This is a genomic window from Streptomyces sp. PKA51 (assembly GCF_057552455.1).
In genome coordinates, this window is record NZ_BAAJPZ010000002.1 from 510,953 (window position 1) to 536,227 (window position 25,275).

General features: G+C 73.4%; 24 protein-coding genes and 1 pseudogene. 4 read left to right on the forward strand and 21 right to left on the reverse strand.

The features are described 5' to 3' along the window. Positions 1-113: 113 nt before the first annotated feature. Both ggt and AC27L3_RS04645 read right to left on the reverse strand, forming a co-directional pair. Positions 114-1,967, reverse strand: coding sequence for a gamma-glutamyltransferase (ggt, locus tag AC27L3_RS04640; RefSeq protein ID WP_487232713.1), 1,854 nt, complete (start codon positions 1,965-1,967; stop codon positions 114-116). A 90-nt stretch (positions 1,968-2,057) separates the two neighbouring features. Next, positions 2,058-2,915 carry an SGNH/GDSL hydrolase family protein gene (locus AC27L3_RS04645; protein WP_487232714.1) on the reverse strand — a complete coding sequence of 286 codons (858 nt, stop codon included), beginning with the start codon at positions 2,913-2,915 and terminating at the stop codon, positions 2,058-2,060. Between the two features lie 232 nt (positions 2,916-3,147). Between AC27L3_RS04645 and AC27L3_RS04650 the strand changes: the two genes are divergently transcribed. Then, positions 3,148-3,603, forward strand: a complete 456-nt coding sequence (locus AC27L3_RS04650) for an RrF2 family transcriptional regulator (RefSeq protein ID WP_487232715.1) — start codon at positions 3,148-3,150, stop codon at positions 3,601-3,603. A 94-nt stretch (positions 3,604-3,697) separates the two neighbouring features. Next, positions 3,698-4,888 (forward strand): globin domain-containing protein, encoded by a 1,191-nt coding sequence (locus AC27L3_RS04655; RefSeq protein WP_487232716.1) that lies wholly within the window; start codon positions 3,698-3,700, stop codon positions 4,886-4,888. 24 nt (positions 4,889-4,912) lie between these two features. Here AC27L3_RS04655 and AC27L3_RS04660 read toward each other — a convergent pair whose 3' ends face one another. The 5 genes from AC27L3_RS04660 to AC27L3_RS04680 form a co-directional block, all read right to left on the reverse strand. Then, complete coding sequence (locus AC27L3_RS04660) at positions 4,913-6,490, reverse strand: hypothetical protein (RefSeq protein WP_487232717.1); 1,578 nt, start codon at positions 6,488-6,490, stop codon at positions 4,913-4,915. Positions 6,491-6,709: 219 nt separating this feature from the next. Beyond that, entirely contained in the window at positions 6,710-7,576 is an 867-nt protein-coding gene (locus tag AC27L3_RS04665; RefSeq protein ID WP_487232718.1) for an amino acid ABC transporter permease, read from the reverse strand. Then, positions 7,573-8,217, reverse strand: a complete 645-nt coding sequence (locus AC27L3_RS04670; protein ID WP_487232719.1) for an amino acid ABC transporter permease — start codon at positions 8,215-8,217, stop codon at positions 7,573-7,575. The genes AC27L3_RS04665 and AC27L3_RS04670 overlap by 4 nt, the downstream gene beginning before the upstream one ends. Before the next feature lie 11 nt (positions 8,218-8,228). Further along, on the reverse strand, positions 8,229-9,158 hold the full coding sequence (locus AC27L3_RS04675; RefSeq protein ID WP_487232720.1) for a glutamate ABC transporter substrate-binding protein: 930 nt from the start codon (positions 9,156-9,158) through the stop codon (positions 8,229-8,231). 17 nt (positions 9,159-9,175) lie between these two features. Continuing rightward, the gene (locus AC27L3_RS04680; protein WP_487232721.1) at positions 9,176-9,919 is read right to left on the reverse strand and encodes an amino acid ABC transporter ATP-binding protein; all 744 of its coding nucleotides are present in this window, start codon (positions 9,917-9,919) and stop codon (positions 9,176-9,178) included. A gap of 208 nt (positions 9,920-10,127) precedes the next feature. On the opposite strand from AC27L3_RS04680, the gene AC27L3_RS04685 reads away from it, so the two are divergent. Beyond that, positions 10,128-10,883, forward strand: coding sequence for a GntR family transcriptional regulator (locus AC27L3_RS04685; protein ID WP_487232722.1), 756 nt, complete (start codon positions 10,128-10,130; stop codon positions 10,881-10,883). Positions 10,884-10,935: 52 nt separating this feature from the next. Here the strand turns inward: AC27L3_RS04685 and AC27L3_RS04690 are convergent, their stop codons facing one another. Then, positions 10,936-11,376 carry a DUF6278 family protein gene (locus tag AC27L3_RS04690; RefSeq protein ID WP_487232723.1) on the reverse strand — a complete coding sequence of 147 codons (441 nt, stop codon included), beginning with the start codon at positions 11,374-11,376 and terminating at the stop codon, positions 10,936-10,938. Between the two features lie 150 nt (positions 11,377-11,526). On the opposite strand from AC27L3_RS04690, the gene AC27L3_RS04695 reads away from it, so the two are divergent. Beyond that, complete coding sequence (locus AC27L3_RS04695; RefSeq protein ID WP_487232724.1) at positions 11,527-13,353, forward strand: SGNH/GDSL hydrolase family protein; 1,827 nt, start codon at positions 11,527-11,529, stop codon at positions 13,351-13,353. Positions 13,354-13,378: 25 nt separating this feature from the next. Here the strand turns inward: AC27L3_RS04695 and AC27L3_RS04700 are convergent, their stop codons facing one another. The 13 genes and pseudogenes from AC27L3_RS04700 to AC27L3_RS04760 form a co-directional block, all read right to left on the reverse strand. Continuing rightward, complete coding sequence (locus AC27L3_RS04700) at positions 13,379-14,158, reverse strand: exodeoxyribonuclease III (protein WP_487232725.1); 780 nt, start codon at positions 14,156-14,158, stop codon at positions 13,379-13,381. A gap of 55 nt (positions 14,159-14,213) precedes the next feature. Further along, positions 14,214-14,858, reverse strand: coding sequence for an MBL fold metallo-hydrolase (locus AC27L3_RS04705; RefSeq protein ID WP_487232811.1), 645 nt, complete (start codon positions 14,856-14,858; stop codon positions 14,214-14,216). 19 nt (positions 14,859-14,877) lie between these two features. Further along, entirely contained in the window at positions 14,878-15,369 is a 492-nt protein-coding gene (locus AC27L3_RS04710; protein ID WP_487232726.1) for a carboxymuconolactone decarboxylase family protein, read from the reverse strand. Then, positions 15,366-16,628, reverse strand: a complete 1,263-nt coding sequence (locus AC27L3_RS04715) for an alpha/beta fold hydrolase (RefSeq protein ID WP_487232727.1) — start codon at positions 16,626-16,628, stop codon at positions 15,366-15,368. Before AC27L3_RS04715 ends, AC27L3_RS04710 begins: the two co-directional genes overlap by 4 nt. 83 nt (positions 16,629-16,711) lie before the next feature. Next, positions 16,712-17,248: a hypothetical protein gene (locus AC27L3_RS04720; protein ID WP_487232728.1), complete on the reverse strand. Its 537-nt coding sequence runs from the start codon at positions 17,246-17,248 to the stop codon at positions 16,712-16,714. Positions 17,249-17,253: 5 nt separating this feature from the next. After that, positions 17,254-18,375: an ROK family glucokinase gene (locus tag AC27L3_RS04725; RefSeq protein ID WP_487232729.1), complete on the reverse strand. Its 1,122-nt coding sequence runs from the start codon at positions 18,373-18,375 to the stop codon at positions 17,254-17,256. Positions 18,376-18,632: 257 nt separating this feature from the next. Continuing rightward, a pseudogene (locus tag AC27L3_RS04730) lies at positions 18,633-19,427 on the reverse strand (ATP-binding cassette domain-containing protein); the annotation flags it as partial. Beyond that, the gene (locus AC27L3_RS04735) at positions 19,424-20,464 is read right to left on the reverse strand and encodes an ABC transporter permease (RefSeq protein ID WP_487232730.1); all 1,041 of its coding nucleotides are present in this window, start codon (positions 20,462-20,464) and stop codon (positions 19,424-19,426) included. The pseudogene AC27L3_RS04730 and the gene AC27L3_RS04735, both read right to left, overlap by 4 nt. Further along, entirely contained in the window at positions 20,461-21,471 is a 1,011-nt protein-coding gene (locus tag AC27L3_RS04740; protein ID WP_487232731.1) for a sugar ABC transporter substrate-binding protein, read from the reverse strand. Before AC27L3_RS04740 ends, AC27L3_RS04735 begins: the two co-directional genes overlap by 4 nt. A 233-nt stretch (positions 21,472-21,704) precedes the next feature. Then, positions 21,705-22,454 carry a GntR family transcriptional regulator gene (locus AC27L3_RS04745; RefSeq protein ID WP_487232732.1) on the reverse strand — a complete coding sequence of 250 codons (750 nt, stop codon included), beginning with the start codon at positions 22,452-22,454 and terminating at the stop codon, positions 21,705-21,707. Positions 22,455-22,738: 284 nt separating this feature from the next. Further along, positions 22,739-23,953 (reverse strand): cytochrome P450 family protein, encoded by a 1,215-nt coding sequence (locus AC27L3_RS04750; RefSeq protein ID WP_487232733.1) that lies wholly within the window; start codon positions 23,951-23,953, stop codon positions 22,739-22,741. A gap of 82 nt (positions 23,954-24,035) precedes the next feature. Beyond that, on the reverse strand, positions 24,036-24,617 hold the full coding sequence (locus AC27L3_RS04755) for a DUF4865 family protein (protein ID WP_487232734.1): 582 nt from the start codon (positions 24,615-24,617) through the stop codon (positions 24,036-24,038). 64 nt (positions 24,618-24,681) lie between these two features. Continuing rightward, entirely contained in the window at positions 24,682-25,236 is a 555-nt protein-coding gene (locus tag AC27L3_RS04760; RefSeq protein WP_487232735.1) for a TetR/AcrR family transcriptional regulator, read from the reverse strand. Positions 25,237-25,275 lie beyond the last annotated feature (39 nt).

Consider the following 25,275-nt stretch of genomic DNA (forward strand, 5'->3'; position numbering starts at 1 on the left):
GTCCGGGTGAGACGGCAGCCATATGCCTGTCGTCTCTCCCGGACCGCAGCGGAGGAACCGGTACCGCCGGCCGGTTCGCCCGTGTGGGGGATGGACCCTCGCGTGCCCGCCGGTCAGCCGGCCGGTCGCACCACCATCGCCGAGCCGCCCCCGCGACGGGTGCGCTCGGCGGCGGCGAGCCAGCGGCCGTCCGGCAGCCGCTGGACGCCGGTGGCCGCGCCGATCTCCGGGTTCTGCTGGAAGGCGTGTCCCTTGGCCTCCAGCAGGCCGCGCAGCGGGCTGTTCCACAGTCCGGGTTCCAGCTCGGTGCGTGCCGCGTTGCGCTGGCTGGCGCGCGGCGCGGCGATGGCGTCGACGAGCGGCATGCCGCGGTCGACGTGGTTGAGCAGGGTCTGCAGCACGGTGGTGATGATCGTGGCGCCGCCCGGTGAGCCGAGGGCGAAGGCCGGCCTGCCGTCGTCCAGGACGATCGTGGGTGCCATCGACGAGCGGGGCCGCTTGCCGGGCCCGGGCAGGTTGGGGTCGTGGGTGCCGGGGCTGACGGGGGTGAAGGAGAAGTCCGTCAGCTCGTTGTTGAGGAGGAAGCCGCGCCCGGGCACGGTGATGCCGCTGCCGCCGGTCTGCTCCAGGGTGAGGGTGTAGGAGACGACGTTGCCCCATTTGTCGGCCGTCGTCAGGTGGGTGGTGTTCTCCCCCTCGTACGGCGTGGGCGCGGCCGTGCCGCGGGTGGTGCAGCCCGCGTCCGGCCGGCGGGGGTCGCCGGGGGCGAGCGGGCTGGTGAGCACGGCGTCGTCGCGGATGAGGCAGGCGCGCGCGTCGGCGAACCGCTGGGAGGTCAGGCCCCGCACCGGGACGTCCTCGAAGGCGGGGTCGCCCACCCACCGGTTGCGGTCGGCGAAGGCGATCCGGCTGGCTTCGAGGTAGCGGTGCAGGTAGGTGGCCTGGTCGACGTCCTGGAGGTCGTCGTTCTCCAGGATGTTCAGCGCCTCGGCGACGGTGGTGCCGCCGGAGGAGGAGGGCGGCATGCCGTAGACGTCCAGGCCGCGGTAGGAGGCCCGGGTGGGGCTGCGCCGCTCGACGGCGTAGGAGCGCAGGTCCTTCTCGGTCAGGTCGCCGGGGCGGGCGACGCGCGCGGAGCCGGGGGCGACGGGGGGCTTGCGCACGGTGCGGACGAGGTCGCGACCGATGGCGCCCTCGTAGAACGCGTCCACGCCCTCCTGCTGCAGCTCCTGGTAGGTGCGGGCGAGGTCGGGGTTGCGCAGGGTCGAGCCGACGGCCGGGGGCCGGCCGCCGGGCAGGAAGATCCGGGCCGTGTCGGGGAAGTCCTTGAAGCGGTCCTGGTTGTCGGCGGTCTGCCGGGCGAAGGTGGCGTCGACGGTGAAGCCGTCGCGGGCCAGGCGCTTTGCCGGTTCGAGGAGTTGGGCGAGCGGGCGGCTGCCCCAGCTGCGCAGGGCGGCCTGCCAGGTGGCGGGCGTGCCCGGGGCGCCGACGCTCAGGCCGCTGGTGACCGCGTCGGCGAACGGCAGGGGCCGGCCGTCGTCCAGGAACAGCTTGTCGGTGGCACTCAGCGGGGCGCGCTCGCGGCCGTCGATGGTGGCGACCTGGTGGGTGCGGGCGTCGTAGTGGACGAAGTAGCCGCCCCCGCCGATGCCGGCCGAGTACGGCTCGGTCACCCCGAGGGCGGCGGCGGTGGCGACGGCCGCGTCGACGGCGTTGCCGCCCTTGCGCAGCACGTCGATGCCGGCAGCGGAGGCGTCGGGGTCCACGCTGGCCACCGCGCCGCCGTAGCCGACGGCGACGGGGGTCTTGGCGGGCGTACGGACGGGCGCCGGGGCGGTGCCCGCGGCGGCCGGTGCGGCCGCGCCGGCGATCAGTGCGACGGTCGCGACGAGGACCGGCAGTCTCCGGCGCCGGAGAAGGACTCCGGGCCGGCGGGCGGCCGGTCTTGCCAGGGCCGGATCTGCCATCTCTGCCTCCGTTTCGTCGGCATCGCGCCCGGTGGGGCGGACGGGCCCCGGAGCCTACCGGCCCGGCCCGTCCGCCGACAGACAATCGGCTCAGTGGCCGCGCAGCTCCTTCAGCACCGCACCGGCCATGGCCTGTTCACCCTTGGCGTTGGGGTGGAAGGGGGCGGCGGGGCTCTCGGGGTTCGCGCCCTCGATCCAGCGGTCCGCGGCCGGGGTGCACACGTCGTGGCCGACGGTGGGGCCGTAGGTGTCGGCGTAGTGGACGTGCGCCGCGCGGGCCTGCTCCTGGAGCATGGCGTTCAGGCGCTGCTCGGTGTCGCGCAGGTAGGGGGCGTCGCCGGCGGCGATGGGCACGGCCGGGAAGCAGGACGTGCCGCTGTCGGGCATGATCGACGGGTAGCCGACGAGGACGACGTCGGCGTAGGGGGCGCGCTGGTGCACGGCTTGCAGCACCCGGGCGATCCTGGGGGCGGCGTCGTTGATGCGCTGGGCGAGCAGGTCGCCACCGTCGGGCGCGGTGTACTGCTTCTTGCAGGGCGCTCCGGCGGGGTCGCTCGCCGACAGCTGGGCGCAGGTGCCGATGATCGTGCCGAAGCCGATGTCGTTGCCGCCGATGCCCACGGTGACCAGGCGGGTCCGCTTGCCGAGGGCGTCGAGCTGGGGGGCGTTCTCCCCCTGGGTGCGCCACATGTCGTCGGTCGTCGCGCCGCTGCAGCTGACGTCCTTGAAGGCGGAGACCTTCAGGGCGGCGGCCGTCAGGGAGGGGTAGTTGACGCTGGAGCGGGCGCAGTCGCCGCCGCTCTGCCGAGGGATGCCGGGGCCTGAGGTGTAGGAGTCGCCGAGGGCGACGTAGCGCGCGCCACCGGCGTACTCGGTGGCGTCGGCCGCCGTCGCGGGGCCGGTCGCCACCGCCGTCAGGGCCGTCGCCGCACCGAGTGCTGCCAGCACTCTCCCGTTTCGCGCACTGCGTTCGCGCTGTGCCACAAATTACTCCAAAGGTGAGGGAATCATGCATGGTTGATGATCGAATCGATCATGCGGGGGTTCAGACTCCCCGCACGGTTACCGCCTGTCAATCCGACTACCGACCGGTACGGGGTGGGCACCCCACTTCCCTGCACCCTCGACCCATCACCCCCTTAATACGACTGCGGAATGCCAATTAGCTAGAATCGTGAGCGTGCGACTGACCAAGAGCACCGACATCGCCCTGCGCATCGCCATGCGCCTGGCCGTGGTCCGGGACGACGAAGCGCCGACCACCCGCGAGGTGGCGGCAGCGATCGACGTGCCGTACACCCATGCGGCCAAGGTCGTCAGCCGGCTGCAGCACCTGGGCGTCGTCGAGGCCCGCCGGGGCCGCGGCGGCGGCCTGAGCCTGACCACCGCCGGGCGGCTGGGCTCGGTGGGGCGGCTGGTGCGGGAGCTGGAAGGCACCGGGGACGTCGTCGGCTGCGAGGACGAGCCCCCCTGCCCCCTGCGCGGGGCGTGCCGGCTGCGCGGCGCCCTGCGGGCGGCGCAGGAGGCGTTCTTCGCGGCCCTCGACCCGATCACGGTCGAGGAGCTGACGGGACCGCCGACCGGACCGGTCCTGCTGAGCCTGGGCGCGGGCCCCGCCCGCGGAAAAACTTCCTGACACACCTTCTGAAACACCCTCCCCGGGGCGGGAGTTGCACGCACCCTTAAATACGACTCTTGAATACCATTTCAACGGCGTCAAAGGAGCCTCCATGCTGTCCCCGGAGTCGGCCGGCACCGTCCGTGCCACGCTGCCCGCGGTCGCGGGCGCCCTCGGCGAGATCACCTCGCGCTTCTACACCGGCCTGTTCGCCGCGCACCCCGAGCTGCGGCGCGACCTGTTCAACCGGGGCAACCAGGCCGTCGGCAGTCAGCAGCAGGCCCTCGCCGGAGCCGTGGCCGGCTTCGCCACCGCGCTGGTGGAGCACCCCGACGAGCGTCCCGACGCGCTGCTCTCGCGCATCGCGCACAAGCACGCGTCGCTGGGCATCACCGCCGAGCAGTACAAGGTCGTCCACCACCACCTCTTCGCCGCCATCGTCGAGGTCCTGGGCGAGGCCGTCACCGAGGAGGTCGCGGTCGCCTGGGACGAGGTGTACTGGCTGATGGCACACGCCCTCATCGCGCTGGAGACCCGGCTGTACGAGGAGGCCGGACGGGCCGCCGGCGACGTGTGGCTGCCCTGCCGCGTCGTCGCCCGGCACACCGAGACGGCCGACGTGACCACCTTCGTGGTGCGGCCCCTCGACGACCGCCCGGTGCCCGCGGCCCGTCCGGGGCAGTACGTCTCCGTCCGCGTCACCCTCCCCGACGGGGCACGGCAGATACGCCAGTACAGCATCTCCGGATTCCCGCAGGACGCCCTGCAGTTCTCCGTCAAGCGCGTGGCCGGAGACCCCGCCGGCGAGGTCTCCGGCCACCTGCACGCGGCCGTCGAGGTGGGCGACGAGCTGGTGGTGAGCGTCCCCTTCGGCGACGTGACCCTGGCCGACGACGACTCCCCCGTCCTGCTGGCGTCGGCCGGCATCGGCTGCACGCCGATGATCGGGATGCTCGACCACCTGGCCGCCACCGGCTCGCGGCGCCGCGTGATCGTCGTGCACGCCGACCGCAGCGAATCCACGCACGCCTTCCGGGCCGAACTGGAGCAGTTCGTCGACAAGCTGCCCGACGCGGAGTCCCACGTCTGGTACGAGCACCCGGAGGGCCCGCACCCCGCCGACCGTACGGGCCTGGCCGACCTCTCCCGCATCACCGTCCCCGAGGGCACCACGGCCTACCTGTGCGGCCCGCTGCCCTTCCTGCGCAGCGCCCGGGCGCAGCTGCTGGCGGCGGGCGTGCCCGCGTCCGCCGTCCACTACGAGGTCTTCGGCCCCGACCTGTGGCAGGGCGCCGAGGACTGACCGGACCGCGCGGCGACGGCGCGCTCAGCCGCCGAGCGCGCCGCGCACGGCGGCCTCCGCGGCGCTCACGCCGAGCCGCGCCGCCATGTCCAGCGCCCACGCCCCCGCCGCGCGCAGGTGCCGGCGCACCGCGCCCTCGTCCTGGGCGCGGGCGCCCTCGGCGGCGGCGCGCACGGCGCGTACCGCGGCGCGCTGGGTCTCGTCGGCGGCCGCCCCGCCCATGGTGACCGCGAGGTCCTCCAGCTCCTCGGCGAGGTGCCGGAAGTCGCCCGGGCGCAGCCCGGTGAACTGCTGGAACCTCTCGGCCCGCGCCCCGTCCCCGGCCGCGCCCACGTTGGCGCCGGGGAAGTTGTAGGTGGAGTAGTGGTGCTCCTGGTTCTCGCTCATGTCGAGGCTCCCTCCCGTGCCGCCGCGGCCGCCCTGCCCTCCGTACCCTCCGTGCGAGTGGACCTCCACCCGCCCCTGGGCACGCAGCTGGACGGTCAGGCGCTCGATCTCCTGCCACAGTTCGCGCTCGCGCTGGTAGCGCCGCCGGCTGGTCTCCAGCAGCATCTCGATGTTGGACATCTCGAACGGCAGCGAGGCACGCCCGGTCACCGACAGCCGTGCGCTGAGGTCGGCGCAGGCGGACCACGCCTGTTCGGCGCGCGTCAGGTGCTCGCGGCAGCGCTGCCAGTCGCGCCGCTCGCGGGCGACGTCGGCGCGCACCCAGCCCTGCCAGCCCCGCAGGTTGGACAGCTCCATGAGCATCACCCGCCGCTGGAGCGGGGCGCAGCCCTGGGCGATGACGAGGTTCATCCACTCCTCGTACAACCCGACCGCCTCGCAGATGCACTCCTCGGCGCGGTCGGGGTGGCCGGAGCGCACGTGGTCGAAGAAGCTGGCCAGCTGGAACATCATGTCGGCGTACGCCAGCTGGGCCTCCACCTCCCAGGCCACCTGGCCGGCCGGGGTGCCCGCACCGGGCGGGCCGCCGCCGACGTCCGGGACGTCGTCGGCGAGCTCCCGCCGGATCTCCTGGTAGGTGGCGCGCACTTGGCGGAAGATCTCGCGCGCCTGCTGGTAGGCGCCGGCGCCCATGGCGAGCACGCCCTGGCAGAAGCCGGCGTCGGTGCCGGACAGCAGGGCCTTGAGCTCGCCGAGCTCGCCGCGGGCCTCCGACTCCTCGGCCAGCTGGCCGAACTGCTCCTGGGCCTGCTCGTACAGGTCGACGGCCCCGCGCAGGTCGCCGGACAGGCGGCGCTGCATGGCCTGGGCCAGCAGGGCCTCGCCCTGGGCGTAGACGGCCAGGTCGGCGGCCTCGGTGCGCCAGGCGATGAGGTCGGTGCGGTAGTCCGGGGCGACGCGCTCGGGGCGGGCGAGCTCGCGGTCGGCGCGGGCGAGGAGGGTCTCGTTCAGGCGGACGACCTCGGCGAAGCGCTCGGCGGCGCCGTCGGGGTCCAGCTCCTGGAGGAACTGCTGGGCCTGGGTGAGGTAGAGCTCGTCGAGCTCGTCGGCCACGGCGGCGTACTCACCGAAGGCGTCGTGCCCCAGCCGGTCGGCCAGCTCGAACTGCTTGACGAAGGTTTCCAGTTGCAGGTGATCGGTCCATGGCGTGGTCATGGCTCCCCCGTCGGCGGGAGGCGGCCCCACCGCGGTTCCGCATCCTGCCTACGGTCATCGTAGGCCCGGGGCAAGGTGGAATACCGGGCGTTTTCTCGAAGATATGACGAGCGCGTCCGCACCACGCCCGTATCGGCCCGCTGCGCCCCGGGGCGTGCCCGGCGGACCTTCGCCAGGCGCCCCCACGGCGCCCCGCGACGGAGATCCGCCGGACAGACCCTAGGGGTGCGCCCCCGCGCCCGGCATGAGGGTGCCCGGTTCGGGCGGGGCCACCTCCACCGCCTCCGTCTTGACGCTGCGCCGCTGGCGTGCGGCCGCCCAGGTGGCCAGGCGCGAGAGCAGCATGCACATCCCGATGTAGATCGGCGAGATGATCATCACCACGGGGATGAAGGGCAGGTCGTAGTCGAGGTTCCCGGCGATCAGCTTGCCGGCGTGGAGGAACTCCTCGTAGGTGATGAGGAAGCCCAGGGAGGTGTCCTTCAGGGCCACCACGAGCTGGCTGATGATGGTCGGCAGCATCGCGCGCAGTGCCTGGGGCACCAGGACGTAGGTCATCACCTGCGTCTTGCGCATGCCGAGCGAGTACGCCGCCTCGCGCTGCCCGCGGTCGACGGCGCCCACGCCGGTGCGGAAGACCTCGGCGAGGACCGAGCCGTTGTAGAGGGTCAGCCCGGCGACGAGGGCGGGCAGCGGCTGGACCTTGAGGGCCACGAAGATGAAGAAGATCATCACCAGCAGCGGCATCGCCCGGAAGAACTCGACCACGACGGTGGCGGCCCAGCGCAGCACCCGGTGCTCCGACAGCCGCCCGCAGGCCAGCAGCCCGCCGAGGGCGAGGGAGAGCACCGCGGCGAAGCCGAACGCCCGCAGGGTGTTGGCCAGGCCCTCCAGAAGCATCTCCTGGATGCCCTTGTAGAGGAACGGCTGCCACTTGGCGGCCGTGAACTGCCCGGTGTCGAACAGCAGGTACACCACCCAGGCCAGCAGCAGGGCGATGGCGGCCGAGGCCAGGGTGCCGTAGAGGCGGTGGCGGCGCCGGGCGTGCGGTCCGGGGACGTCGTACAGGGCGGTGGAGGCGGTCATCGGGGCACTCCCCAGCGCTTCTCCAGCACGTTGAACAGCGCGCTGATGGTGAGGGTGACGATCAGGTAGCCGACGGCGATCCAGACGAACGACCACACGACGCTGTAGCCGAGCTCGCTGAGAGGTTTGTACGTGCCGAGCAGCTCGGTGACGCTGAACGCCCCGGCGATGGCGGAGTTCTTCGCGAGCGCGATGAGCGTCGAGCCGATCGGCGGGATGACGGTGCGGAAGGCCTGGGGCAGGACGACCAGGGCGAGGGTCTGGCCGAAGGTCATGCCCAGGCTGCGGGCGGCCTCGCCCTGCCCGGTGGGCACGGTGTTGATGCCCGAGCGCAGCACTTCGCAGATGAAGGCCGAGGTGTAGCAGCCCAGGGCGAGGACGGCGAAGAGCTGGAAGGGCAGGACGAGCCCGAAGCGCGGCAGCCCCAGCATGACGGCGAAGAACAGCAGGGTGAGCGGGGTGTTGCGCAGGACGGCCACCCAGGCGGTGCCGAAGGCGCGCAGGGGCGCGACGGGGGCGACGCGGAAGGAGGCCATGATGCAGCCGAGGGCGAGCGCGAGCAGCGAGGCGTAGACGGTCAGTTCGACGGTGCCCAGCAGGCCGCGGCCGTAGAGGGCGAGGTTGTCGGTGAGGACGTTCAACGGTGCTCCCCTCAGCCCGCCGGGTAGCGGTCGACGGCGGGCGGCTGCGGTGCGGGCACTCCGGACAGCCCGAGGGTGGCGTCGTAGGCCTTCTTCCAGTCGCCGTTGCGCTCGTGCGCGACGACGGCGTCGTCCAGGGCCAGGCGCAGCGCGGTGTCGCCGCGGGGCACCCCGATGCCGTACGGCTCGGTGGAGAAGGGCCGGCCGGCCAGCTTCAGCTCGTCGGGCGCCTTGGCCGCATAGCCCATGAGGATGGTGTCGTCGGTGGTGACGGCGTCCACCTGGAAGCTGAGGAGGTTGTCGACGCAGATGGAGTACGTGTCGTAGGCGACGGCGTGGGCCTTGGGGTAGTCGCGCTCGATGCGCTGCAGCGGGGTGGAGCCGGCGGCCGAGCAGACGCGCTTGCCGGCGAGGTCGCCGGGGCCGTCGATGTCCGTCTCGTCCCTGCGGACCAGCAGTGACTGGCCGGCGGTGTAGTAGGGCCCGGCGAAGCCGACCTGCTTCTTGCGCAGGGCGTTGATGGTGTAGGTGCCCACGTAGTAGTCGATCTGGCCGTTCTGCAGGGCCGTCTCGCGGTTGGCGGAGGCGATGGTGCGGAAGGAGATCGTCTTCGGGTCGAAGCCGAGGGAGGCGGCCATCATGCGGGCGATCTCGATGTCGAAGCCGGAGTAGGCGCCGGTGGCGGGGTCCTTCTCGCCCATGTACGGCTGGTCCTCCTTGGCGCCCACGACGAGGTGGCCGCGGCTGCGGGCGCGCCGCCAGGTGGCGGAGTCCGGCAGGGTGAAGCCGGTGGCGACGGTGTAGACGGGCAGCTGCTCGGGTTTCGGGCCCTTGACGGGCGGGCTGCCCTCCTTGCCGCAGCCCGCGGCGGTCAGGGCGGCGAGGGCGAGGAGGGCGGCGAGGGCCAGGGTGGGCAGGTGGCGATGGCCGGGGCGTGGCATGGGCTTTCCTCACCGCCTCAGTGCTTGAGGATCTTGGAGAGGAAGTCCCTGGCCCGCTCGCTGCTCGGTGCGGTGAAGAAGTCCTCCGGCGGGCGGTCCTCGACGATGCGGCCATCCGCCATGAAGACGACGCGGTTGGCGGCCGAGCGGGCGAAGCCCATCTCGTGCGTGACGACGACCATCGTCATGCCCTCGCGGGCCAGTTGCTGCATGACCTCCAGCACCTCGTTGATCATCTCGGGGTCCAGGGCGGAGGTCGGCTCGTCGAAGAGCAGTGCCTTGGGCTCCATGGCCAGGGCCCGGGCGATGGCCACGCGCTGCTGCTGGCCGCCGGAGAGCTGCGCCGGGTACTTCTCGGCGTGGGCGAGCAGGCCGACGCGTTCGAGCAGTTCGCGCGAGCGCCGGTCGGCCTCCTCGCGGCCGCGCCCGCGCACCTTGATCGGGGCGAGGGAGACGTTGGCGAGGACCGTCCGGTGTGCGAAGAGGTTGAAGGACTGGAAGACCATGCCGACGTCCGCGCGCAGCCGGGCGAGCTCCCTGCCCTCCTCCGGCAGGGGCTTGCCGTCGATGGTGACGGTGCCGGAGTCCACCGACTCCAGGCGGTTGATCGTGCGGCACAGCGTCGACTTGCCCGAGCCGGAGGGGCCGATGACGACGACCACCTCGCCGCGGCCGACGGTCAGATCGATGTCCTGCAGCACGTGCAGGTTGCCGTAGTACTTGTTGACGTCGCGCAGTTCGATCAATGGCTCGCCGGCCATTGCGGCCTCCCCGCTCGCTCGGGACCTCGCGGTCGCCGCACCGTAACCGTCGTACGCCCGGGCAGGCGCCCGCTGACACGCGCGGCGCCGCGGGATCGACCCGGATCGGGGGCGGAGGGACCGCCATTTGCCCTAGGTACACAGACCGAGCCTGGGTACCTAGCCTGTGTGCTCCGGCCGGGGGACTTCGAGGGGGAAGGGAGCCCGCATGGGCGACAGCAGGCCCGTATATCTGCGCATCGCGGACGACCTGCGCCGAAGGATCGACGAGGGCGGGCTGAAGGTGGGTGACCGCATTCCCTCCCGCTCCGAGCTCAAACGCACCTACGGCGCGAGCGACCAGACGGTGGACCGGGCGGTGCGGGTGCTGAAGGCCGCCGGCTACGCCGAAGGGCAGTTCGGGCGGGGGGTGTTCGTCACCGACCGGGCGCCGCTGGGCGCGCTGCTGCGCTCCACCGGCGCCGTGGACTCCCCCTTCGCCGCCGAGGTGCGCGGCCTGCGCGGCTACGGCGCCGCGCTCACCTGGGAGGCCTCCTCCAGCGAGACGCCGGCGCCGGCGCCCATCGCCGAGCGGCTGGGCATCGCCCCGGGCGAGACGGTGCTGTGCACCCACTACGAGTACCTGGCCAACCGGCACCCCGTGCAGCTCGCCACCAGCTGGGAGCCGCTGTCCATCACCGGCGGCACCGACGTCGTCCTGCCCGAGCGCGGCCCCTACGCCCGGCGCGGGGTGCGCGGCCGCCTCGCCGCCATCGGCATCCGGGTGGTGCGCGCCCGGGAGCTCGTCGGCTCCCGGCCGGCCACCACGCCCGAGGCCGAGGCCCTGGGCTGCGCCGCGGGCCAGTGCGTCACCGTCGTCGAACGCACGCACTTCGACGGCGACAACCGGGCCGTGGAGACCTCCGACATCGTCGTGCGCGCCGACCGCTGGCGGCTGGAGTACACCATCCCGTTCACCAGCTGACGCGCCGTGGACCGGCCTCGTGGGGGCGTCACCCCGCCCCCACGGCCGGGGCTCACCGCTCGGCGAGCTCGGCGTACATCTGCGACAGCTCCGGCGCGCCGTCCTGCGCCCAGGCGCGGCCGGCCTCGACGACGTCCGCCTCCAGGCCGTTGGCGAGCCGTACGACGGGCTGCCCGTCGGCGCGGATCGACCAGCCGGCGCCTTCGACCGTGCGCACCACCACCGTGCCCAGGTACAGGCCGGCGTCGTTGCCGAGCCAGGGCACCAGCTCCGCGTCGTCGCGCCAGCGCGGCTGCAGCTGGTCCAGCCCCTCCAGGGACGCCGGCGAGTCGTCGAGCACCACCCCGGCCGACTGCGCGTGGGCACGCAGCAGTTCGCACTCCGAGAGCAGCTGCGCCAGGCCCTGCGGGTCCCGCTCGGCGTGCTCGGGCAGCGGCGCGTCGCCCGGCGCGCCGTGCCGCCTGCGCCAGCCGTCCAGGAAGGGAATGTTCATACCGGACAGGATCCCACCGGCACGGGTGCCCCCACCACCGACTCGGCGACGCCCGGCGTGACCGCGTGGCTTCCTTGACGTTCCCCTGGCGTCTCCCTAGCTTCATCCCGCCACGTGCACGCGCGGGGAACGCTGGGAGGCAGGACGCACATGCTCCGGACACCGACGCCCACCACACACCGCCCCGGGCGGCGCAGACGGGCGCTGCTCACCGGGGCGGTGGCGGCGGGCGCGGCCTGCGCGCTCGCCCTGGCCGCCGCGCCCGCGCCGGCCGCCCCCGCGGGGGCGGCGGCCCCGCTGCCGCTGGAGCGGCTCTTCGACAACCGGGGCATCAGCGACGACGACCGGCCGGAGGCGGCCGACCTCGACGGCTCCGGCGGCTCGCTCTCCGCCCAGGACCTGCGCGCCGCCGGCTGGACGCCCGGCCGCACCCTCGTCCTGGACCGGACGGTCCTGCGCTGGCCCGCCACCGCCCCCGGCCGGCCCGACAACGTGCGCGCCGACGGGCAGCGGGTGCGCCTCACCGGGCGCGGCGAGGCCCTGACCTTCCTCGTCGCCGGTACGGGCGAGCGGGCGAGCGGCACCGGCACGGTCGTCTACCGCGACGGCTCGACCGGCCGCTACGCCCTCGCCGCACCCGACTGGCGGCACGGGCCGCTCGCCACCAAGGCGCTCGCCCTGCCGCACCGCAACACCGCCGACGGCGCCCGCGCCGGGACCGTGCGGCTGTACGCGGTGACGGTGCCGGTCGTGCGCGGCCGCGAGGTCGCCTCCGTCGAACTGCCCGAAGCGCCCGGCCTGCACGTCTTCTCCCTGGCGCTGCGCACTCCCTCGAACGGGTGGACCGGCAGCTGGGCGACCTCCACGTCCGGGTACTCCGCCGTCGGCCCGTGGACGGACCGCACCCTGCGGCTCATCGTGCACAGCAGCGTGGGCGGCCCGCGCGCCCGGATCCGGCTGGAGAACACCTTCGCCCGGCAGCCGGTGCGCATCGGGCACGCCAGCATCGCGCTCCAGGAGCGGGGCGCGGCGGCGGCGCGGCCGCCGGTGCCGCTGACCTTCGGCGGCCGGGCGGGTGCGGACATCCCCGCCGGGGCCCAGCAGTTCAGCGACCCGGTGGGCTTCCGGGTGCCGCCCGACAGCAACCTGCTGGTGAGCATCCACCTGCCCGGCACGGTGCGGACGCTGCCCGTGCACAGCTACAGCAACCAGGTCTCGTACCTCACCGCCGACGCCCGCGGCGACCGCACGGCCGACCGCGGGGCCGCGGCGTTCGACCGACCGCTCGACGGCTGGCCCCTGCTGACCGGCGTGGACGTCGCCGGCGGAGCGGGCTCGATCGTGACCCTGGGCGACTCGATCACCGACGGCGAGCGCTCCACGCCCGGCGCCAACGGGCGCTGGCCCGATCTCCTGGCGCGGCGACTGCGCGACCAGCGCGCCGTACCGGCCTACGGGGTGCTCAACCAGGGCATCTCCGGCAACCGCGTGGTGACCGACCGCTACCCCGGGGACGGCGTCAGCACCGTCAAAAGCGGCGTCAGCGCCGGACACCGGCTGGAGCGGGACGTGCTCGCGCAGACCGGGGCCCGGACCGTCATCGTCTTCGAGGGCGTCAACGACGTGCGCGGCGACACCACCGCGGAGGAGATCATCGACGAGCTGCGGTCCCTCGCGGCCCGCGCCCATGCACGCGGCCTGCGGGTCCTGGTGGCCACCATCGCGCCCTGCGGCGGCTTCTGGGACTGCACCGCCGAGGCCGAGGACCGGCGCACCGCCGTCAACCGGCACCTCCGCGCGGCCGCACGGGCCGGGAACGGGCCCTACGACGGGGTGCTGGACTTCGACGCGGCGGTGCGCGACCCGGAGCACCCCGAACGGATGCTGCCGCGCTACGACGGGGGCGACCACCTCCATCCCGGGAACGCGGGGATGCGGGCGTTCGTCGACTCCATCGACCTGCGCGAGCTGACCTGACGTCAGGTCAGGCGGTGCGGTGCCTTCAGAGGTCCAGGTCGACGACGACGGGCGCGTGGTCGGAGGCGCCCTTGCCCTTGCGCTCCTCGCGGTCGACGTACGCGTCCTTCGCCGCGGCGGCGAAGGACGCGTTGCCGTAGACGAGGTCGATGCGCATGCCCCGGTTCTTCGGGAAGCACAGCTGGCGGTAGTCCCAGTACGTGTACGGGTGGTCGTACTTCAGCGGGCGCGGGACGACGTCGCTCAGGCCCGCGTCCCGCAGGGCGCCCAGCGCGGCGCGCTCGGCCGCCGTCACGTGCGTGGAGCCCTCGAAGACGGACCGGTCGTAGACGTCCTCGTCGGTCGGGGCGATGTTGAAGTCGCCCAGCACCGCGAACGGCCGCTCCCCCGCCGCGTCCGTGGCGACCACGTCGCGCAGCGTCTCCAGCCAGTGGAGCTTGTAGCTGTAGTGCGCGTGGCCGACCTCACGGCCGTTGGGCACGTACACCGACCACAGGCGCACGCCGCCGCAGTCCGCGGAGACCGCCCGCGGCTCCTGCGCGCCGTCGTACTCCGGACCGCCGGGCAGGCCGCGCACCACGTTCTCCAGGCCGACCCGGGAGACCAGCGCCACACCGTTCCACCGGCCGTCCGCGTGGACCGCGGACTCGTAACCGAGCTCGCGCAGCTCCTGCTCCGGGAACTGCTCGGCGCTGCACTTGGTCTCCTGGATGCACAACACGTCCGTACCGCTGCTCTCCAGCCAGGCCAGCAGCCGCGGCAGACGGGCGGTGATCGAGTTCACGTTCCAGGTGGCGATGCGCATGCGGCCACCCTAACGGGAGGCACCGACAACGGGGCGGGCCCGCCCGCGGGCCGGGTCAGAGCTCGACGCTGTGGCCCGGCGCCAGCCGCGCGTGCTCGGCCCCCGCGACGCCCGGCCCGTCCGCGCCCAGCATCCGGTCGTACACCGGCCGGGCCAGATCCGTCAGCAGCGCGTCGTGGATGTCGTACGCCCGGCGCGGCTTCACCTCGCGGATGTAGTCGATGACCTCGGAGACCTTGTTCCAGGGGGCCATGACCGGGACCATCAGCGTGTCCACCGGCTGCCCCGGAACCGTCAGCGCGTCCCCGGGGTGGAAGACGGAGCCGTCGACGAGGTACCCGACGTTGGTGACCCGCGGGATGTCCGGGTGGATCACGGCGTGCAGTTGGCCGTGCACCTGGATGTCGAAACCGGCGGCCGTGAAGGCGTCGCCCTCGCCCACCGTGTGCACCCGGCCCGGGAACGCCGCCGAGACCTGCTCGGCGACGCTGCGCAGCGTCCACAGCTCGGCGGCGGGGTTCGCCTCCAGGGCCGCGCGCAGCCGGCCGGCGTCGAAGTGGTCGAGGTGCTCGTGGGTGACGAGGACGGCGTCCGCGCCCACGGCCGCGTCCTCCTCGGTGAAGGCACCCGGGTCGATGACCAGGGTGCGGCCGCCCTTCTCCAGGCGGATGCAGGCGTGACTGTACTTGGTCAGCTTGATCGTCATGACGTCCATCCTGCTACGCGCCGGCCTCCTCGGCCATGACGCGGCCCACGGCGTCGAACGCCGCACCGACGGCGGGCAGGCCGCAGTAGGGCGCGGCCTGCAGCAACGTTTCCTCGATCTCCTCGGCCGACACCCCGGCCCGCAGCGCCGCCCGCGCATACGCCGCCAGCTCCCCGGTGTGCCCGCCCACGGCGAGCGCGGTGAGCGTGACGAGGTACCGCGTCCGCCGGTCCAACCCGGGCCGCGCCCACGGCCCGCCCCGAGCGAACCGCTCGGCGAACTCCTCGTACGCCGCCCCGAAGGGGCGGGCGCCGGGCGCATCCACCGGCGCCGCGGCCGGGAGGGCGCCGAGGCCGCCGGATGCGGCCTGCGCGGGCCCGGCGGGGCCGCCCTGCGGCGGCTGCGCCGCGCGATCCGGCTCCGGGCGCACGGCACGGTCCGCACCGGGGGCCGCGTCACCGGCCTGCCGGGCGCCGCTCACCGGCGGTCCGAGCGGGATCGTCATCCCCGGGCCGCGATCCCTCGGGGAGTCGCTCGCCCGCTGCGGCACACCCCCGGCTCCGGGCCGACGGCCGGACCTGCGCCCTGCGGTGGACGCTCCCCGCCCACCGGCGGACCGAGCCGGAAGGTCGCGCCGGGGCCTGCGCCCCGTGCGGAGCCCTCCGCAAACGCGCCGGCCTCCTGCGGGACGGCGGCCGCACGGCCCGCGTCGTCCGGTCCCGGCCGGCCGCCCAAGCGGGCTGCGGCTCCCGGGAAACCGGCGGCCTCCGGGGCCGGGACGGCCGGTGCCGCGGGGCCCGGGACCGGGCCGAAGACGGGCGACGGCACGGAGCCCGGAGCACCGGCGGCCGCCGGGTGGGGCTGCGGATCCGGGGCGACCGAAGCCGGTTGCGGGCCGGGGGCGACGACGGGCGCCGGCCCGAAGCCCGCCGGGGCGGGCCCGGAACCGGCCTTCGGGCCCGCAGGCGGAGCACCCGGCGGCGTACGCCGCTGCGCGGAGAGGTGGCGGGTCAGCAGGTCCGTCACCGCGACCGGTTGTTCGACCGGGGCGAGGTGGCGGGCCGCCGGGACGACGGCCAGGCGGGCGTCGGGGATGCCGGCGACCAGGGTGCGGGCCTCGGCGGTCGGGGTGACGGGGTCCTGGTCGCCGACGACGACCAGGGTGGGCACCGTGATGCGGGCGAGTGCGTCGCGCACGTCGTACGCGGCGAGCGCGTCGCAGGCGGCGGCGAAGCTGATGGGGTCGGTCGTGCGCACCATCTGCACGGCCCAGTCGACGATGGCCGGCTGGGCGCCGCCGAAGACGGGAGTGAACCACAGGCCGGGCACCCGGCGGGCGACGGGTTCGAGTCCGCCGTCGCGGACGGCGGCGGCGCGCAGGCCGGCCTCGGGGGCCGCCTCGAAGCAGGCGGCGGAACCGGCCAGGGCCAGGGCGTGCAGCCGGTGCGGGTGGCGCAGGGCGAGGTCGGTGCCGATGGCGCCGGACAGGCAGGCGCCGGCGTAGGAGAAGCGGTCGACGCCGAGGGCGTCGAGGGTGGCGAGCAGCCGGTCGGTGAGGTCGCCGACGGTGGCGGCGGGTTCGGCGGGGGCGCCGCCGTGGCCGGGCAGGTCGAAGCGGACGACGCGCCAGCGGCGGGACAGCTCCGGGGCCTGGCGGTCCCACATGTGCCATGTCGTACCGAGAGCCGGGCCCAGGACCAGGACCGGGGCGTCGTCCGGCCCGTCGGAGCGGTATTGCAGGGTGTTCGGCGTACTCTCACTCACCCGTTCACGCTCCCACATCCCGCCTGCGGCCCCACGGGCAGGGCTTGCCGGCAGCCGAGGGCCGGCATCGGGCGCTCCGCGGATCAGGGCGTGGTGGTGGAGACGACGTAGACGCGGGGTCGCTCGGGGTCGTCCATGTTGGCGACGATCTCGAAGTTGGGCTTGGGCTTGTCCTGATTGCGCACGGCGCCCTGCCAGTGGTGGTCGCCGGTGAACTTCCAGCCGACGACGGCGGCCTCGTCCTCGTCGAGGGGTACCTCGCCGTCGCGCAGGGCGGAGGCGTCGGTGCCGATCTGCCGGAGCCAGGTGTCGAAGGCGCTGCGCGTGGTGGTGAAGCGCAGGTACAGCGAGCTGGCCTTCCACGAGTTGGTCTCGAAGGAGGCCACGTGCTGGGCGTAGGGCGGCACGGTCATCCCGTAGATGCGGCGCTGCAGGCGGGAGGGCCAGCCCGGCTCCAGGCCGGTGGCCGCGGCCTCCTGCCGCTTGGACTGGCTGCCACTGCGGCTCTGCATCGCGGAGATGTAGAGGTAGCCGGCCGGGATGGCGATCAGCAAGAAGACGACGACGGGTTTGACCCAGCGCGGTCCGCGCCAGGGGACGGGCTGCTCGCTGTGCTGCACGGCGCTCACCCCCGGCCCGCCCGCGAATAGCGCTCGTAGCGCTCGGCGCGGCGCCGGTTGGCGCGGCGGAAGCGGCGGGCGACGAGGCGGGCGAGGTCGGCGGCGCCGACCATGCCCGCCTCGGGGCCGAGCTGGGCCTTGACGATGCGGGCCTCGGGCCGGTAGCCGCGGCCGGTGAGGTGGCGGCGGAAGGCGTCGCGGGCGGGGCCGATGAGCAGGTCGTCGGCGGCGCTGACGCCGCCGCCGATGACGAAGCAGGAGGGGTCGAGGGCGGCGGCGAGGTTGGCGATGCCGACGCCGAGCCACTGGCCGATGTCCTGCAGGAGCTCGACGCACATGGCGTCGCCCTCGCGGGCGAGCTCGGTGATCAGGGGGCCGGTGATGTCGGGGATGTGCCCGCCGACGCGGTCGATGATCCCGTAGGCGACGGGGGACTCGGCTGCGGCCAGCTCGCGGGCTTCGCGCACGAGGGCGTTGCCGGAGGAGTACTGCTCCCAGCAGCCGCGGTTGCCGCAGGGGCAGCGGTGGCCGCCGGGGACGACCTGCATGTGGCCGAACTCGCCGGCGACGCCGAACTTGCCGCGCTTGACCTGGCCGTCCTCCAGGATGGCGCCGCCGATGCCGGTGCCGAGGGTGATCATGACGAGGTGGTCCTCGCCCCGGCCGGCGCCGAAGCGCCATTCGGCCCAGGCGGCGGTGTTGGCGTCGTTGTCGACCATGACGGGCACGGCGAGCCGACCGGCGATGCGGTCGCGCAGGGGCTCGTTGCGCCAGGACAGGTGGGGAGCGAACAGGACACAGTTGCGGTCGGCGTCGACCCAGCCGGCGGCGCCGATGCCCACGGCGTGCACGTCGTGGCGGTCGGAGAGGTCGAGGACGAGTTCGACGATGGTGTCCTCGACGACCTTGGGGCTCTTGGACTTGTCCGGGGTCTCGGTGCGCAGCTTCTCGAGGATGTTGCCGTCGGCGTCGACGACTCCGGCCATGACCTTGGTGCCGCCGATGTCGATGCCGACGGTGGGGACGCGGGGGGCGGTGAGGTGCGAGCGCCGCTCGCGCGTGCCGACCGTGCGGAGCACGGTCGCTCTGCCGGTGCCCCGGTGGACCCGCTCCCGGTACATGCTCATCGCGACTGTCGCCCCTGGAATGCTCTCGTGAGGCCGTGGCCTCGGTCTTTTCGCCGGTCCTGGCCGATTGTGCCTCACCGGCGAGGTGCGCCGCCAAACAGCGGGGGTGACCTCGGGGCCCGTGGCCGGGAGGTCACCCCCGCTGCGGAAGGCGTGCTTCAGGCGTCTTTCTCGGCCTTCTCGGCCTTCTTCTCGGCCTTTTCTCCCGCCTTCTCCGGCGCCTTTGCCGGCGCCTTCTCCGCGGCGTCGTAGCGCTTGCCGCCGATGACGTCGGGCACGGGGGCCCGCTCCAGCTCGTGGCTGAGCTGTTCCAGCTCGCTGCCGCCGGCCATCTGCCGGGTGAGCTCGTCGAGGGCGATCTCCGCCTTGGTGTGGCTGCCGGCCATGGCGCCGCGCTTGAGCAGCACGAAGCGGTCGCCGACGAGGTAGGCGTGGTGGGGGTTGTGCGTGATGAGGACCACGCCGAGGCCGGCGTCGCGGGCGGCGGCCACGTACTTCAGGACGACGCCGGACTGCTTGACGCCGAGCGCGGCGGTCGGCTCGTCCAGGACGAGCACCTTGGCGCCGAAGTACACGGCGCGGGCGATGGCCACGCACTGCCGCTCGCCGCCGGAGAGGGTGCCGATGGGCTGGTCGACGTCGCGCAGGTCGATGCCCATGCGCAGCAGCTCGGCCCGGGTCGTCTCGCGCATGGTGCGCACGTCCAGGCGCTTGAAGGGGCCGGCGCCCTTGACGGGCTCGGAGCCGAGGAAGAAGTTGCGCCAGACCGGCATCAGGGGGACGACGGCGAGGTCCTGGTAGACGGTGGCGATGCCGCGGTCGAGGGCCTCGCGGGGGGAGGCGAGGGCGGCCGGCTCGCCCTCGATCTCGAAGGTGCCGGCGTCGTGCCGGTGCAGACCCGCGATGATCTTGATGAGGGTCGACTTGCCGGCGCCGTTGTCGCCCAGGACGCAGGTGATCTCGCCGGGGTGGACCTCCAGGGAGACGCCTTCGAGCGCGCGGACGTTGCCGTAGTACTTGCTGACGTCGGTCAGCTTGATCAGCGCCGTCATTTGCTCGCCTCCGCGCGCTTGCGGACCCACGCGTTGAGCAGGGTCGCCAGGAGCAGCATCGCGCCCAGGAAGAACTTGAACCAGTCGGGGTTCCACTGCGCGTACACGATGCCCTTGCTGGTCATGCCGAAGATGAACGCACCGACCGCGGAGCCGATGGCCGAGCCGTAGCCGCCGGTCATCAGGCAGCCGCCGATGACGGCCGCGATGATGTAGAGGAACTCGTTGCCCACGCCCTCGCCGGACTGCACGACGTCGTACGACATCAGCAGGTGCTGGCCGGAGATCCAGGCGCAGAAGGCCACGGCCATGTACAGGCCGATCTTGGTGCGGTTGACGGGGACGCCGACCGCACGCGCGGCGTCGGCGCCGCCGCCGACCGCGAAGATCCAGTTGCCGGCGCGGGTGCGCAGCAGGATCCAGGTGGCGAGGGCCACCAGGCCGAGCCACCACAGGACGGTGACCTGCAGGTCGACGCCGGCGATCGTGAAGTGGGAGGCGAAGACGGCGCGGGCGGAGGGGAAGCCCTCCATGTCGCCGATGGTCTTGGTGGAGACCGTGCCGCTGACGAGCTTGGTGAAGCCCAGGTTCAGGCCCGTGAGCATCAGGAAGGTGCCCAGCGTGATGATGAAGCTGGGCAGCTTGGTGCGGGTGAGCATGAAGCCGTTGAAGAAGCCGATGGCCAGGGTGACCAGCAGCGAGACCCCGACGCCGACCCAGACGTTGGCCGTCATCTGGTAGCTGAACATCGACGAGACCAGGGCCGAGCTGGTGACCATGACACCGGCCGACAGGTCGAACTCGCCGCCGATCATCAGCAGCGCGACGGGCACCGCCATGATCCCGATCGTCGAGGACGCGTACAGGACGGTGGAGAGGCTGGAGGCCTTGAGAAACGTTTCGGCTGCGAACGAGAAGAAGGCGAAGACCGCCGCCGCGCCCACGACCGCGCCCAGCTCCGGGCGGCCGATCAGGCGGCGCGTCCAGCCCCGGGCCATCAGGCGTTCGTCCGCCTCGGTGGTGGTGGCTGTCGTCATCGGGTGCCCCGCTTCGTGTACTCGGCCAGGGTCTTCGCGTCGTCCTTGGTGACGATCTGCGGGCCGGTCAGGACCGGGCGGCCGCCGCCGAGCATGTCGCGGTTGTACTTGTACAGCCACAGCAGGTCGACGGCCTGGTAGCCCTGGAGGTACGGGTCCTGGTCGACGGCGAAGCCGAGGGAGCCGTCCTGCAGGCCGGCGGCGACCTTGGCGTTGAGGTCGAAGGTGTCGACCTCGGCCTTGCTGCCGGCCTGCTGGGCCGCCTTGACCGCGGTCGGCGCGAAGGGGGCGCCCAGGGTGACCACGGCGTCGACGTCCTTGTCGGACTGCAGCTTGGCCTCCAGCGAGGACTGGACGGCGGGCATGTTGGTGCCCTCGACGTAGAGGTTGTCCACCTGGCCCTTGAAGGACTTCTTCACACCCTCGCAGCGCTGCTCGTGGCCGACGTTGCCCTGCTCGTGCAGGACGCACACGGCCTTCTTCTTCCCGCGCTGGTTGAGCTGCTCGCCGACGGCCTCGCCGGCGATGACCTCGTCCTGGCCGATGTGGGTCAGGGCGCCGAACTCCTTGGACTTGTCGGAGCCCGAGTTCACCGTGATCACCGGGATGCCGGCCTTCTCCGCCTTGGCGACGACGTCCTTCATGGCGTCGGGCTTGGCAAGGGTGACGATCAGCCCGTCGACCTTCTGGTCGATCATGGCCTGCACGCTCTGCGCCTGCTTGTTGCCCTCGACGTCATGGGCGTAGAGGAACTTGATGTTGTCCTTGGCCGCCGCCTGCTTGGCACCGTTCTGCACGATGTCCCAGAACGTGTCGCCATCGCCCGAGTGGGTGACCATCGCGAAGGTCCACCGGGGAGTGTCGACCGCCGCGCGGCCCTGGGCCGCCTTGGCCGCCCGCTCCTCGGCGCGCTTGCCGCCCGTACTGCTGCACCCCGTCAGAGTGGCGCCGAGCACCGCTGCCAGCACGGCACTCACCGCGCGTACGCCTGTCCGAACCCTTGCCACGAGGACTTGCCCTTCTCACTGTCTGTCACGGTGCGGCCGGGTCCCTCGTTCCATGGACCCAACCGCCCAAGTATCCGTCACCATCCGTCACCGCTGTCGGCCGGGGCGTCGGCGGCGGCGTGCGGGCCGCTTCCTGTCCGTGGAGTTGTAGTGGCGCAGGCCACACGGCGTCAATACTTTGTCAGAACATTCTTACTGACTGACAACGTGGACCGGCAGCGCGGCCGGGCCGCTCAGGAACGGGCCAGCAGCTGGAAGTCGAAGGCGTAGCGCGAGGCACGGTACAGGTGCGAGCCGAACTCCACGGCCCGCCCGGTGTCGTCGAAGGTGGTGCGCTCCATGGTCAGCAGCGGCGCCCCGGCGGGCTCGGCCAGCAGCGCGCCCTCGTCGGCGGTGGCCGCCCGGGCGCCGACGGTCTGCCGGGCGCTGTGCAAGGTGATGCCGGCGCCGCGCATCAGGCGGTACAGGCCGGTCGCGGCGAGGCTCTCGTCGTCCAGGTCGAGCAGCCCGGCGGGCAGGTGGTTGCGCAGGTGGGCCATCGGCTCGCCGTGGGCCAGCCGCAGCCGCTCGATCAGCACCACCTCGGTGCCCTCGGCGACCCCGAGGGCGGAGGCGACACGGGCGCCGGCGGGTTCGAGGGTGTGGCGCAGGACCTGCGTGGCGGGCCTCTGGCCGGCCTCCTCCAGGTCGTCGTAGAGGCTGCTGAGCTCCAGAGGGCGCTTGACCTGGCTGTGCACGACCTGGGTGCCCACACCGCGGCGGCGCACCAGCAGGCCCTTGTCGACGAGCGACTGGATGGCCTGCCGGACGGTGGGCCGCGACAGGCCCAGCCGCCCGGCGAGCTCGATCTCGTTGCCGAGCAGGCTCCCGGGCGCGAGCTCGCCGCGCTCGATGGCGGCCTCCAGCTGCTGGGAGAGCTGGAAGTACAGGGGGACCGGGCTGCCGCGGTCGAGGGTGAACCGGAGGGGATGCTGCTTCGCCACGGAGGGAGCGTAGCCCCAGGACCTGATGACGGGAAGTCGTGAGGTCAGGATGTCCGGACATCCCGACCACCGCGGCGTCCCGTGGGGCGCGGGGAACTGCGCGATCGGCCACGACGCGCCCGCAGAGGGAATGCCGCAGAGGCAACCGTGCTTCACCCGGACCCCGGGGGCGGCGCATTCGGCTGCGGGCCGTGGGTGGCTGGTCGCGCCCACGCGGCGGCAGCCGCAGATCGGCACTGCCCCGCGCCCCTACGGGGCGCCGTGGTGTCCGGCCGGACGCGCCGCTAGAAGCGGATCGGCAGGTGCAGGGGGCCGCGCATCAGCAGGCCCTCGCGCCAGGTCAGCGCGTCCGGATGGCAGTCCAGGGCGAGGTCCGGGCAGCGCTCCAGCAGCGAACGCAGGGCGATCCGGGCCTCCAGGCGGGCCAGTGGCGCGCCCAGGCAGTAGTGGATGCCGTGCCCGAAGGCCACGTGCCCGCGCGCGTCGCGGCGTATGTCGAAGTCGCCGGGGCCGGGGAAGCGGGCCGGGTCGCGGTCGGCGTCGGCGAGCGCGACGAGCACCAGCTCGCCGCCGCCGGGCACGACGGTGCCGGCGATCTCGACGGGCTCGGTGGTGAAGCGGTACGTGGAGGTCTCCACCGGCCCGTCGTAGCGCAGCATCTCCTCGACCGCGTTCTCGTACAGCCCGGCGTCGGCCCGCAGGGCCGCCAGCTGCTCGGGGTGGGTGAGCAGGGCGAACACGCCGTTGGTCAGCAGGTTGACCGTCGTCTCGTGACCGGCGACCAGCAGGATCCAGGCCATGCCGATGAGTTCCTCGGAGGAGAGCCGGTCACCGTCCTCGGCCGTGGTGCGGATCAGCGCGCTCAGCAGGTCCTCCCCCGGCCGGGCCTGTTTGGCGGCGACCAGCCGGGCGAGGTAGGCGGCGACCTCCCGGGCGGAGGCGGCCTTCTCGGCCGGCGGCGCCGAGCCCACGGCCGTGGAGGTCCAGACGCGGAACGCCTCGCGGTCGAGGTCCGGCACGCCCAGCAGCTCGCAGATGACGCCCATGGGCAGCGGGAAGGACAGCGCGTCGACCAGGTCGGCGCGGCGGTCCGGGGAGGCGAGCATCGCGTCGAGGAGCTCGTCGGTCATCTCCTGCACGCGGGGCGCCATCGCCTCCACCCGGCGCGGGGTGAACTCCTTGGCGACCAGCTTGCGCAGCCGGGTGTGGTCCGGCTGGTCGGAGCCGAGCATGTGCGGGCCGGCCGCCACCATCTCGATGCCCAGGCCGGCCGAGCGGTTGTCCCACCGCTTGGAGAGCCGGGGGTCGTTGAGGGTGGTGCGCACCTCGTCGTAGCCGACGACCAGCCAGCACACCGGCCCCTCCGGCATCCGCACCCGGTGCACGGGGCCGCGCTCGCGCAGCGCGGCGTACACGGGGTAGGGGTCGCGGGCGAACGCCGCGCCCATCGCCGCCAGATCGACGACGCCGTCCCGCTCCTGCAGCAATGTCGTCACCATGCCATCCCCCTGCGCGTCCTTGTTCGCACGAACATCCGTTCATGGTTCACCTTACGCGCCGGTAGGGGGAGTTGAGCAGGCGTCAGCGGTCGGTGATCTCCTTCAGGTGGGGATCGGACAGGTGCAGCACCCGGTAGCGCTCGCCGGCCTCGCCGTCGGGCACGGCCTCCTCCCACAGCACGAACCGCAGCAGCTGCCAGTCACGGGGATCGACGCCGACGGCGGCGGTGTGGACCCCCGCCGTACGGGCCAGTTCGGCCAGGCCCGCCACCGCCTCGGCGACCGCCTCCGCGGGGTCGGCGTCGGCCGGCAGGGGCGTGAGCTGCCGCGAGGCGGCCTTCGGGACGGCGCCGCGCGCCGGGCCGCCCGCGCAGGCCACGCCGGTCCAGTGCCGCACGGCGGGGCGGCCGAAGCTGGCGACGATGCGCTGGAATCCGCCCCCGCCGACCAGGAAGTCGCTCATGGCGCCGGTGTCGTGCCACAGGTAGAAGGGGGCGTACTGGTTGACCGGGGACCCGTCGGTGCCGCGCTCGCGGAAGAGGTAGGCCTTCAGCCCCAGGCCGTCCCGGTCGTCGAGCATGTGGGCGCTGGTGGCGACGCGGTGGCGGATGGTGCCCATGTCGTAGTCGGCGGGCAGGGAGATCTCGTACTGCATGGCGTACACGGGAGGCGTTCTCCTGGGTCTCGTGCGGTGTTCTCGTGCGGTGGCCGGACGTTCAGGCCGTGGCCTACGCGGACAGCAGGCCGAGCACACCGTCCACCGCGCGGGTGAACGGCTCGGGGGAGCCCGCGGCCCGGGCGAGGACGTAGCCGCCCTGGAGCACCGCCATCACGGTCGACGCGGTGGCCTGCGGATCGAGCGCGGCGGGGAACTCCCCCGCGTCCCGCCCCTGCGCCAGCACCTCGGCGATCCGCTCGCGCGCCCAGGCGAACATCTCGTCGAGGGGGGCGCGCAGCACGGGATCGGCCATGACGTCGGGGTCCTGGGTGAGGCGTCCGATCGGGCAGCCCTTGAGCACGTCGCGCTCGCGCCGCAGGTAGGCGGTGATGCGCTCCAGGGCCGTGCCCGGCCCGCCCAGCCGCGCCTCGGCGGCGGCGCGCATCTCGTCGGCGGTGCGCCGGATGGCGGCCAGGGCGAGGTCGGGCTTGCCGGAGAAGTGGTGGTACATGCTGCCCTGGCCGGCGCCGGCGCGCTGCTGGATGGCCTTGGGGCTCGTGCCGACGTACCCGCGCTCCCACAGCAGCTCGCGGGTGCTCTCGATGAGGCGTTCCGAGGTACTCATGATCGCATTGTACATACCAGTAGGTACAGTTGCCCCGCA

Bases quoted from the DNA above. Each gene is read 5' to 3' on its own strand.
- AC27L3_RS04695 (WP_487232724.1), top strand. From the start codon at position 11,527: ATGCTCCGGACACCGACGCCCACCACACACCGCCCCGGGCGGCGCAGA.
- AC27L3_RS04660 (WP_487232717.1), bottom strand. From the start codon at position 6,490: ATGACCACGCCATGGACCGATCACCTGCAACTGGAAACCTTCGTCAAG.
- AC27L3_RS04725 (WP_487232729.1), bottom strand. From the start codon at position 18,375: ATGAGCATGTACCGGGAGCGGGTCCACCGGGGCACCGGCAGAGCGACC.
- AC27L3_RS04675 (WP_487232720.1), bottom strand. From the start codon at position 9,158: ATGCCACGCCCCGGCCATCGCCACCTGCCCACCCTGGCCCTCGCCGCC.
- AC27L3_RS04685 (WP_487232722.1), top strand. From the start codon at position 10,128: ATGGGCGACAGCAGGCCCGTATATCTGCGCATCGCGGACGACCTGCGC.
- AC27L3_RS04690 (WP_487232723.1), bottom strand. From the start codon at position 11,376: ATGAACATTCCCTTCCTGGACGGCTGGCGCAGGCGGCACGGCGCGCCG.
- AC27L3_RS04655 (WP_487232716.1), top strand. From the start codon at position 3,698: ATGCTGTCCCCGGAGTCGGCCGGCACCGTCCGTGCCACGCTGCCCGCG.
- ggt (WP_487232713.1), bottom strand. From the start codon at position 1,967: ATGGCAGATCCGGCCCTGGCAAGACCGGCCGCCCGCCGGCCCGGAGTC.
- AC27L3_RS04760 (WP_487232735.1), bottom strand. From the start codon at position 25,236: ATGAGTACCTCGGAACGCCTCATCGAGAGCACCCGCGAGCTGCTGTGG.
- AC27L3_RS04665 (WP_487232718.1), bottom strand. From the start codon at position 7,576: ATGACCGCCTCCACCGCCCTGTACGACGTCCCCGGACCGCACGCCCGG.
- AC27L3_RS04680 (WP_487232721.1), bottom strand. From the start codon at position 9,919: ATGGCCGGCGAGCCATTGATCGAACTGCGCGACGTCAACAAGTACTAC.
- AC27L3_RS04710 (WP_487232726.1), bottom strand. From the start codon at position 15,369: ATGACGATCCCGCTCGGACCGCCGGTGAGCGGCGCCCGGCAGGCCGGT.
- AC27L3_RS04700 (WP_487232725.1), bottom strand. From the start codon at position 14,158: ATGCGCATCGCCACCTGGAACGTGAACTCGATCACCGCCCGTCTGCCG.
- AC27L3_RS04750 (WP_487232733.1), bottom strand. From the start codon at position 23,953: ATGGTGACGACATTGCTGCAGGAGCGGGACGGCGTCGTCGATCTGGCG.
- AC27L3_RS04735 (WP_487232730.1), bottom strand. From the start codon at position 20,464: ATGACGACAGCCACCACCACCGAGGCGGACGAACGCCTGATGGCCCGG.